Origin of the sequence: Mesobacillus selenatarsenatis SF-1 (assembly GCF_000813125.1) — a bacterium.
GTDB classification, from domain to species: Bacteria; Bacillota; Bacilli; order Bacillales; family Cytobacillaceae; genus Mesobacillus; species Mesobacillus selenatarsenatis.
On sequence record NZ_BASE01000104.1, the window covers coordinates 1 to 10049 of the forward strand.

Genomic DNA, 10049 nt, shown 5'->3' on the forward strand with positions numbered 1-10049 from the left:
GAAGTTTCTAGGAGGCGACACTAGACAAGCGACTCGAGGGGTTAGGCGCTGAAGCTAGACATTTCTCAAAATGAAAGTAATACCTGCCCTCTTTTTAAAAGATAAAATTTTCTGTTAAAATAATTTTACAAATTCCGATAATAAATGACAGGCGCAGTATTTATGCGGCTGTCTTCTTTTTTGCTAAAATTGCCTCTTAATATTCCATACCCATATCATACATTGGTGTGATAAAATGGATTTTGCGTGATTTAACTGACAGAAATGTAAAATAGAGATAGATACAACGGAGAGGGAGGACATGTTGTGGAAGGAACACCTTTTATAACGGTTGAAGGACCGATCGGTATCGGAAAAACGTCACTGGCACGTGCCATTTCCGAACGGTTTCAATTTGCACTTTTAAAGGAAATTGTCGATGAGAATCCATTTTTGGGGAAATTTTACGATAACATAGAAGAATGGAGTTTCCAGACAGAAATGTTTTTCCTCTGCAATCGATATAAGCAGCTTGGAGATATTAATGAACATTACCTCAGCAAAAACAAGCCTGTCGTTGCTGATTACCATATCATGAAAAACCTCATTTTCGCACAGCGTACCTTAAATGATCAGGAGTCTAAAAAATACCTAGAGATTTATCAAATCCTGACAAAGGATATGCCTAAGCCTAATGTCATCATTTACTTGAATGCAAGTCTTGATACATTGCTCAAGCGCATCAAGATGCGCGGCCGCGAAGTCGAAAAAAACATCAGTCCTTTATATTTAGAGCAATTATCTCTTGATTATGAACAAGCAATGCTTCGATTCGAGCAAGACCACCCAGAAATCCCAGTCCTCCGTTTCAGCGGTGATGACCTGGATTTTGTTAAAAATGAAGAAGACCTTCAGCTGATCATTGACCAGCTAACCGCATCATTAAGAAGAAGGAGCGTACAACCATGAATCTAAGAACAAAATATGACATCCCGGCAAATGCGGTCATCACGATTGCTGGTACTGTGGGAGTCGGTAAATCGACTATGACGAATGCCCTTGCGGATGCCCTTCGGTTCCGTACATCCTTTGAAAAAGTTGATACAAATCCATACCTCGATAAGTTCTATGCCGATTTCGAACGCTGGAGCTTCCACCTGCAAATCTACTTCCTTGCAGAGCGCTTCAAGGAGCAAAAAAGAATTTTCGAATACGGCGGCGGCTTTATCCAGGATCGTTCAATTTATGAAGATACAGGCATCTTCGCTAAAATGCATCACGAAAAAGGCACAATGTCACCTGTGGACTATGAAACATACAAAAGCCTTTTTGAAGCGATGGTCATGACCCCATACTTCCCACATCCAGATTTGCTGATTTATCTTGAGGGTTCACTCGACGATATTCTTGACCGCATCAAGTTAAGAGGACGTCCGATGGAACAGCAGACACCGATTACTTATTGGGAAGAAATGCATGGACGTTATGAAAATTGGATCAATAACTTCAACGCATGTCCAGTCTTGCGTTTGAATATCAATGATTATGATTTGTTTAACAATCCAGAATCAATTGAACCAATCGTTGAGAAGATCGCTACACATATTAGGCAAACTCAATTGTTGAAAAAATAAAACCGCCATTTGGCGGTTTTTTGTTTTCTACGCGTATTGAGACAGAGCTAACAGGGATCTAAAAGCACAAAATGAGTTGGCCACTACTCAAAAGGGTACATAGAACTTTTCTATAAGCCCTAATCGAGATACCACTTCCCCTAAAAAGGCACATAGAACTTTTCTATAAGCACCCAAAAAAAAGGGTATAAAAAAACCCGCTACATCCGTAACGGGTTTCTTTACACAATCTCCAAATTGTTTTTATGCGTTAATGCTTAATATTAAAATTATGGAGGAGGTAGAGGGATTCGAACCCCCGCGCGGTGTTACCCGCCTGTCGGTTTTCAAGACCGATCCCTTCAGCCGGACTTGGGTATACCTCCGAGACAAGAAATATAATATCATGTATTTAAATTTGAGTCAACACTTCTTTTGATTTTTTTTGGGCAGGAATTGATCCTGCCCAAAAAGAAAAGCAAAAGCGCCTTGGTCAGCTCTGACAATCGCTGAAGCTAGACACTAATCTTATTATAAAATGTTTATTATTTAGGAGCGATAACTTCACGGTTGCCCATGTACGGACGCAATACTCCTGGAATGATGACACTTCCATCAGCCTGCTGGTAATTTTCCAGGATTGCGGCTACTGTACGGCCAATCGCAAGACCAGATCCGTTCAGTGTGTGCACATGCTCTGGTTTAGCCTTAGCTTCACGGCGGAAACGGATATTCGCACGTCTAGCCTGGAAGCCCTCAAAGTTACTGCAAGAAGAGATCTCCCTGTAGGTGCCGTAGCTTGGGATCCAGACTTCAATATCATATTTTTTCGCAGCCGTGAATCCGAGATCTGCTGAGCACATGCTCAATACACGGTAAGGCAGGCCTAACAGTTGAAGCACCTTCTCCGCATGTCCCGTCAATTTTTCGAGCTCTTCATAAGAATCTTCCGGTCTTACGAATTTAACAAGCTCCACTTTGTTAAACTGGTGCTGGCGAATTAAACCGCGAGTATCCCTACCCGCAGATCCTGCCTCTGAACGGAAGCATGCGCTGTAGGCAGCATAATTGATCGGCAGTTCCTCTCCGCTCAAGATTTCATCTCGGTGCATATTCGTTACAGGAACCTCTGCTGTCGGAATCAGGAAATAGTCTTCGCTCTCGATTAGGAACGCATCCTCTTCAAATTTAGGAAGCTGTCCTGTCCCTGTCATGCTTGCACGGTTAACCATATATGGCGGAAGAACTTCCGTGTAGCCATGCTCGTCGACATGTAGGTCAAGCATGAAGCTCATTAAGGCGCGTTCAAGTCGTGCTCCTAATCCCTTATAAAATACAAAGCGGCTTCCGGTTACTTTTCCAGCACGTTCAAAGTCAATGATTTTCAAATGGTCTGCGACATCCCAGTGTGGCTTTGCTTCAAATTCAAATTCTCGGATTTCTCCCCATTTGCGAACCTCTACATTATCCTCTTCGGTTGCTCCGACAGGAACACTTTCATGAGGGACATTCGGAATGCTGAGCATCAAGGCTTCCAATTCTTCCTCAACCTCACGCAGCTGATCATCCAAAACCTTGATTTTATCGCCAACCTCACGCATTTCAGCGATCAATTGGTCAGCATCCTGCTTTTCACGCTTCAATTGCGCAACCTGCTGGGACACTTCATTTCTTCTGCTCTTCAGCTGTTCAGCGTCAAGAATTAATTCCCTGCGCCTCACGTCCAGATTCTCAAACTTGCCGAAGTCGGTCATGTCTTCGCCACGATGCTGAAGCTTTTGTTTTACTTCTTCAAAATTCGCTCTCAAATACTTTACGTCTAACACTGCGATTTCCTCCCTTTTACCTGAAGTAAAAAAACCTTTGATAAAATAAAAAACTCCCGTCCCCAAAAAGGGACGAGAGTTAACCCGCGTTGCCACCCTAGTTGAAAGCAAAAATGCTTTCCACTCATAAAATAACGGTTTTTACCGAAAGTATTTACTTGCCATAATGGCGTTCCATACTCTGCTCGAGGGCGGATTCATTTGCACCTTACACCGGTTCGCACCAACCACCGGCTCTCTTTGGAATGGATACAAGCTACTATTCCCTCTCATAGCTTTTTTACTATCAAATTTTAATACATAATTTACTACAATTATGTTCAGCATGCAAGCGGTTTATGCAAAATTTTTACTCTTTGTCTCCTCGACCATTTTTACAAAATAGTTCATGAGTCTATAATCATCCGTCAATTCAGGATGGAAGGAACAGCCTAAGAACTGTCCGTCACGAGCAGCAACAATCCTGTCATTATGCTTGGCCAGCACTTCGACATTCTCGCCAGCTTCCACAATATGAGGTGCCCTAATGAAAACTGCTGAGAAATTATCAGCCACTCCTGCAATACTAATGTCAGCTTCAAAGCTTTCGCGCTGGCGGCCAAATGAATTACGTTCAACTTTCACATCCATGACACCAAGATGCGGCGCATCATAGCCAACCAGATCATTCGCAAGCAATATCAATCCGGCACAAGTTCCGAACATCGGCTTACCATCAACAGCGAACTTCTTTAACTCTTCCATGAAGCCATACTTATCAATAAGACGACGGATTGTGGTGCTTTCTCCGCCCGGAATGATCAGGCCGTCGACTTCTGCCAGCTGTGCAGGGCGTTTAATGACAATGCCTTCAGCCCCAGATGCTTCGATTGCCCATATATGCTCTCGTACAGCCCCCTGAAGGCCCAGTACTCCTATTTTCACCATAGCTATCCCCTTACCAGCCGCGGTCCTGCATGCGGGCTTCAGGTGCCAATGATGAAATTTCCATACCCTTCATCGGGATGCCAAGACCTTTCGAAATGTTCGCAATCAGTTCGTAATCTTGATAGTGAGTCGTCGCTTCAACAATTGCCTTTGCAAATTTTGCTGGATTATCAGATTTGAAGATACCAGATCCTACAAACACTCCGTCAGCACCCAGCTGCATCATTAATGCAGCGTCTGCTGGCGTTGCAACACCACCGGCTGCGAAGTTAACGACCGGAAGACGTCCAAGCTGCTTGATTTCAAGAAGCAGTTCATATGGAGCCCCAAGAAGCTTAGCTTCTGTCATAAGCTCATCCATGTCCATTGCGACGACCTTGCGAACCTGCGCATTCACCTTTCGGATATGACGGACAGCTTCTACGATATTACCCGTACCTGGCTCTCCCTTTGTACGAAGCATAGAAGCACCTTCTCCGATTCTTCTCGCGGCTTCACCAAGGTCACGGCAGCCGCAGACGAATGGAACTGTGTAATCTCTTTTATTTAGGTGGTATTCTTCATCTGCTGGAGTCAGAACTTCACTCTCATCAATATAATCTACACCCATCGCTTCTAGCACGCGCGCTTCTACGATGTGGCCGATTCGTGCTTTTGCCATAACGGGAATTGTGACAGCACCCATTACCTCTTCAGTGATACGTGGGTCAGCCATTCTTGCTACGCCGCCTGCCGCGCGGATATCCGATGGAACACGTTCGAGGGCCATTACGGCAACTGCGCCGGCCTCTTCTGCGATCTTCGCCTGCTCAGCGTTAACAACGTCCATGATGACGCCGCCCTTTTGCATTTCTGCCATACCGCGTTTAACTCGATCAGTACCTGTCTTCATTGTTTTTCCCCCTTATCCCTTTAAAAAGGATTACTATGTAAGCACTTGAAAATAACTGGAAAACCAGACTTATTTAGTCGGAATTTAGTTATCCCTATTGAAAATAAACAATAAAAAAGGTTTCCTGTCAAGGCAGGAAACCAAATATTCTTTATATTACAACTTAATTAAAACCAACCCTTAACCGTGTCAGCAACTCCGCCAAATAGGTCTCCAAAGAAACCGCCGATACCGCGCATCATAAGCACGAACCAGTTCGCTTTTTCGACACTTTCAGCTGCGACAACCGGAACCTGGATTTGCTTTTGTCCATCTTCAGTTAAAAAGCTGATGCCCTCATCCTTTTTGGACTTAACAGTCATATAGCCGATCTGTTCACCTTTTTTAATAGGAGCAGTCAGTTCGCCATTTTCATTCAGCTTCTTTTTATCCAGTACGAGAACCGGTTCATATTCATCCTTTTCACCATTTCTGATGGTCATTGTAATGGCATCTTTAGACTGAATCTTAACGCTGTCTTCCTTCCCTTTCGTTACCGGAAGGTTTTTCTTGCCTTTGATCTGATGATTATCTTTTACAAGCTCTTCTTCTGTAAAATTACTGAAAGCAAAATCAAGGACTTTACGCGTTTCAGCAAAACGGCTATCCTTAGAGTCTGCCTTCATGATAACAGAAATAAATCTTTGGTCATTTCTCATTGCAGTAGCAGTAAAACCATATCCTGCAAAATCAGTCGAACCTGTTTTTAAGCCGTCAACACCATCGTACTGGTAGATAAGGCCTGGAAGCATCCAGTTAAAGTTTTTATATTCACGTCCGTCACGGAATTTCAAAGATGGCATTTTGGCAGTATCCAGAACTTCTGGGTAATCGTTCAACAGACGGTATGCCAGTTTAGCCAGTGAACGCGCAGACATTACGTTTTCTTCATCCGGATTGCCTGCAGGATGGTTGCCCAGCAAATCAGAGTTATTCAACCCTGATGAATTAACGAATTTATAATCCTTCAAACCAAGCTCTGCAGCTTTATTATTCATCTTTTCAACATGATTCTTCTCTGTTCCGGAAAGAACCTCTGCAAGTGCGACAGTCGCTGCATTTCCAGAATGGATGGCCATCGCTTCATACAATTCTTTTACCGTATAATCTTCACCTTGAGTTAATCCTACATTGGATAGGCCAGGTGCAGCGGATAGCTTGTGGACATACTCATTGATTTTTACCTTCTGGCCCCACTTAAGCTTTCCTTCTTTGACCGCTTCAAGGACCATATATTCAGTCATCATTTTAGCCATTGATGCAACGCCAAGGACCACATCGGAATTTTTCTCATATAAGACTCTTCCTGTATCCGCGTCAATCAGCATGGCCGCTTCAGCATCGATCCCTAATTGTCCCTCTGCTGCTTCTGCTTCCATTGAAAATCCAGAAAACATAGTTGTGATCGTTAAAATGAATGCTGCAAAGAACATTGAAAGCTGTTTCTGTTTACGATTCAAGACGACTTTCCCTCCAAAATTTTATAAAATATCTATGAAACTTTCATATTTGTTGACCCCTAAAAAATCACACCCGTTTAGTTTACCATAAAAAAAATGAAAAAAATAGACAGAGAATAGTCACTCTGTCTATTGAAAAATAAGGAAAAAACAGCTGATATACAGGAAAAAAGTCTTAGTCCCTGCCTGTTTTCTAAATATAAACTTAGCTCATAGAGTAATTAGGTGCTTCCTTCGTGATCTGGACATCATGTGGATGACTCTCTCTTAGTCCTGCACCAGTCATCTTGATGAATTGGGCGTTCTCCCTTAATTCTTCAAGATTGGCAGTGCCGCAATATCCCATACCTGAGCGAATACCGCCTACAAGCTGATAGATCGTATCTGTAAGAGGACCTTTATATGGTATTCTTCCTTCAATGCCTTCCGGAACAAACTTCTTATTATCTTCCTGGAAATAACGGTCTTTAGAGCCTTTTTCCATTGCCCCAACTGAGCCCATTCCACGATATACTTTAAAGCGTCTTCCCTGGTAGATTTCAGTTTCCCCTGGGCTTTCACTGACACCTGCAAGCAAGCTTCCGAGCATGACAGCATGCCCACCCGCAGCAAGAGCTTTGACGATATCTCCTGAATATTTAATACCGCCATCTGCAATGATTGCTTTGCCGTGCTTACGTGCTTCTGTCGCACAATCATATACAGCGGTAATTTGCGGAACGCCTACTCCAGCTACAACCCTTGTTGTACAGATTGATCCAGGCCCAATGCCGACCTTGACTATATCCGCTCCTGCCTTTATCAAGTCTCTTGTCGCTTCTGCAGTCGCAACGTTTCCGGCAATAATGTTCAGTTCCGGGTAGCTTTCTCGGATTTGCTTTACAGTTTCAATGACACCCTTTGAGTGGCCATGCGCTGTATCGACAACAATGACGTCTACATGTGACTTAACAAGCAACTCGACCCGTTTCATCGTATCGGCTGTTACACCAACTGCAGCGCCGCACAGCAAGCGGCCTTGCGCATCCTTCGAAGAGTTCGGGAACTCAATCACCTTTTCAATATCCTTGATGGTAATGAGCCCTTTCAGTACGCCTTCGTCATTTACTAGTGGGAGTTTTTCAATCTTATGGCGCTGAAGGATCTTCTCTGCTTCTTCAAGGGTAGTTCCCACAGAAGCGGTCACCAAATCCGTTTTCGTCATGACTTCTTCGATTTTAATGGAGTAATCCTGGATAAAACGCATATCACGGTTCGTAATGATTCCTACAAGCTTTTGCTCTTCCTCGTTATTGACGATTGGGACACCGGAAATGCGGTATTTCCCCATCAAATGTTCAGCATCAAACACTTGATGCTCAGGAGTTAAAAAGAACGGATCGGTAATGACTCCACTTTCAGAACGTTTTACTTTATCGACCTGGTCAGCCTGCTGCTCTATGGACATGTTTTTATGTATGATACCAAGTCCGCCCTGCCTGGCAATTGAAATGGCCAGTTCAGATTCTGTTACAGTATCCATGCCGGCACTGATGATCGGAATATTCAATCTCAAAGTCTCCGTCAGATTTACCTTCAGGCTCACATCCTTTGGCAGTACCTCGGATTTGGCAGGCACTAACAGCACATCATCAAACGTTAATCCTTCTTTTGCAAATTTACTTTCCCACATAGCAAAATGACCCCCTTTAAGAAAATATTATTTGTAGGTTATCAATTGGTTAAAATACTGTCAAGAAGGTTATTATTTGTCCGACTTTTCAAATAACTTGGAGGTTTTTCATGTGTCTACTTCTTATAAGGAATGGAATAGTTACACTCTCTTTTTTTCAGCAGAGTATTCACAAGCATATCTGAAAAAATGCTACCGTAAAATCAACATCGACCAGCCTGACATGAAAAGCTTCGAAAACTGTTATCCCTTTATGTATTATCTCGAACATGGGAAGCTTTACTATGAACAGGCAGAAAAGTCTCCGCTGGCCATCCAGCCAATCCTGCTCTTTTACGGACTTGTCCATCTAATAAAAGCATGTATCCTGACAGTTGAACCTGATTACCCTGAAACCACAGCTGTTCTTGCTCACGGAGTTTCAACAAGGAAACGAAAAAAACAACAATACAGCTTTACGGATGATGAAGTGAAATTCCAAAAGAACGGATTGTTCTCTCTTATGGCAGAAAAGATGTTTCACATGAAACAATTGGAAGGCGATAAAGCAACAATGGGAGATGTATTGGAGCTGATCCCAGAATTGTCCGGCATCTATTCTGATCTAAGAGGAAAGCAAATTTTCGAAGTTGTCACAGCTGCCGAGTCAGGTTTTTCTCTGCCTATATCAATAATCGACCAATTCCATATGACTGAGAACCGCTTTAAGGAATTCTTTCAGACCAAATCTTCTATCCCTTTTTCTTTTGTAGAAGATCCCAACCTTATCAGGTTTGAAGCAAACTTAAGCGAAGCATCAGAACCCCTGCCATTAAAATATAATCTTGAAGAGCAGCACTATGTATTCCCCTTAAATAAAGGCGATTTATTTCTTTTTCCAGAGCTGCTGCTGCACTACCTATTGTTATATAATCTTGGGATGATTGCGCGCTATGAAACAGAATGGTGGAGCGAGTTAATAAAGATGATGCCCAATGAAGACTATCCCTTGATTCAGTCATTTTTAAAGTCCACATTGAAAAAAGGACCTTACTTAATTTACCAATACCTAATGAATAAGTAATAACACCAAGGGTTTGAAGCCAGTACAGCGGAAAGGAGAATGTTTAGCTAATACGATATCGGGAATTTCATTTATATGGACAACGCATAACCGAGGAGGTTTTAATATGGATAGAAAAAAACTAATGATGACAACTGTTGCTCTAGGTACAGCATACTTGCTAAAAGATCAAAAGTCACGCACGAAGGTAATGAATCAATTGCAATCTCTGGGAAAGAAAAAGAAATAGTAAATATCAAAACCCTCTGAACTTGTCAGAGGGTTATTACTGTATGGAGCTAATGAGAAAAAGATACTTTTAGTTTATAGGAATCAAGTTCGAAAAGCTTTTTGTATGTTTCCTCTAAACCTGTCTGAAGTTGCACTAGGTTCGGACAACTTTTTCTGCTTTTTCCTCAAACCTGTCTGAAGTTGCTTCTACTTCGGACAACTTTTCCTGCTTTTCCTCTAAACCTGTCTAAAGTTGCACCTACTTCGGACAACTTTTCCTGCTTTTACTCCAAACTTGTCTGAAGTTGCACCTCCTTCGGACAACTTTTCGTTTTTTCCGCTAAACCTGTCTGAAGTTGCACCTACTT

Annotated in this window: 9 protein-coding genes, 1 tRNA gene and 1 other annotated feature; of the genes, 4 read left to right on the forward strand and 6 right to left on the reverse strand. The window is 42.6% G+C overall.

From position 1 onward, the window contains the following. The first annotated feature begins 306 nt into the window (after positions 1 to 306). Both TY49_RS19785 and TY49_RS19790 read left to right on the forward strand, forming a co-directional pair. Complete coding sequence (locus tag TY49_RS19785) at positions 307 to 948, forward strand: deoxynucleoside kinase (RefSeq protein ID WP_041967635.1); 642 nt, start codon at positions 307 to 309, stop codon at positions 946 to 948. Continuing rightward, a complete protein-coding gene (locus tag TY49_RS19790; protein ID WP_041967636.1) occupies positions 945 to 1613 on the forward strand; it encodes a deoxynucleoside kinase in 669 nt (222 codons plus the stop codon). The genes TY49_RS19785 and TY49_RS19790 overlap by 4 nt, the downstream gene beginning before the upstream one ends. 272 nt (positions 1614 to 1885) lie before the next feature. Here TY49_RS19790 and TY49_RS19795 read toward each other — a convergent pair. The 6 genes from TY49_RS19795 to guaB form a co-directional block, all read right to left on the reverse strand. Further along, positions 1886 to 1978: transfer RNA gene (locus TY49_RS19795), tRNA-Ser, on the reverse strand. Between the two features lie 159 nt (positions 1979 to 2137). Next, a complete protein-coding gene (gene serS / locus TY49_RS19800; protein WP_041967641.1) occupies positions 2138 to 3418 on the reverse strand; it encodes a serine--tRNA ligase in 1281 nt (426 codons plus the stop codon). Between the two features lie 65 nt (positions 3419 to 3483). Beyond that, positions 3484 to 3700: a binding site (T-box leader), on the reverse strand. A gap of 54 nt (positions 3701 to 3754) precedes the next feature. Beyond that, positions 3755 to 4345, reverse strand: a complete 591-nt coding sequence (pdxT, locus tag TY49_RS19805; protein ID WP_041967637.1) for a pyridoxal 5'-phosphate synthase glutaminase subunit PdxT — start codon at positions 4343 to 4345, stop codon at positions 3755 to 3757. A 10-nt stretch (positions 4346 to 4355) separates the two neighbouring features. Further along, entirely contained in the window at positions 4356 to 5237 is an 882-nt protein-coding gene (gene pdxS, locus TY49_RS19810) for a pyridoxal 5'-phosphate synthase lyase subunit PdxS (protein WP_041967638.1), read from the reverse strand. A 167-nt stretch (positions 5238 to 5404) separates the two neighbouring features. Further along, positions 5405 to 6709, reverse strand: coding sequence for a serine hydrolase (locus tag TY49_RS19815; RefSeq protein WP_052442243.1), 1305 nt, complete (start codon positions 6707 to 6709; stop codon positions 5405 to 5407). A gap of 232 nt (positions 6710 to 6941) precedes the next feature. After that, positions 6942 to 8408, reverse strand: coding sequence for an IMP dehydrogenase (gene guaB / locus TY49_RS19820; RefSeq protein ID WP_041967639.1), 1467 nt, complete (start codon positions 8406 to 8408; stop codon positions 6942 to 6944). 112 nt (positions 8409 to 8520) lie between these two features. Between guaB and TY49_RS19825 the strand changes: the two genes are divergently transcribed. Beyond that, the gene (locus tag TY49_RS19825; protein ID WP_041967640.1) at positions 8521 to 9471 is read left to right on the forward strand and encodes a YaaC family protein; all 951 of its coding nucleotides are present in this window, start codon (positions 8521 to 8523) and stop codon (positions 9469 to 9471) included. A gap of 106 nt (positions 9472 to 9577) precedes the next feature. Then, positions 9578 to 9700, forward strand: coding sequence for a hypothetical protein (locus TY49_RS25485; RefSeq protein ID WP_269745776.1), 123 nt, complete (start codon positions 9578 to 9580; stop codon positions 9698 to 9700). Positions 9701 to 10049 lie beyond the last annotated feature (349 nt).

What these genes read in the sequence shown, in the direction of transcription:
- guaB (WP_041967639.1), bottom strand. Translation starts at nt 8,408, where the DNA reads ATGTGGGAAAGTAAATTTGCAAAAGAAGGATTAACGTTTGATGATGTG.
- TY49_RS25485 (WP_269745776.1), top strand. Translation starts at nt 9,578, where the DNA reads ATGGATAGAAAAAAACTAATGATGACAACTGTTGCTCTAGGTACAGCA.
- pdxS (WP_041967638.1), bottom strand. Translation starts at nt 5,237, where the DNA reads ATGAAGACAGGTACTGATCGAGTTAAACGCGGTATGGCAGAAATGCAA.
- TY49_RS19815 (WP_052442243.1), bottom strand. Translation starts at nt 6,709, where the DNA reads ATGTTCTTTGCAGCATTCATTTTAACGATCACAACTATGTTTTCTGGA.
- pdxT (WP_041967637.1), bottom strand. Translation starts at nt 4,345, where the DNA reads ATGGTGAAAATAGGAGTACTGGGCCTTCAGGGGGCTGTACGAGAGCAT.
- TY49_RS19790 (WP_041967636.1), top strand. Translation starts at nt 945, where the DNA reads ATGAATCTAAGAACAAAATATGACATCCCGGCAAATGCGGTCATCACG.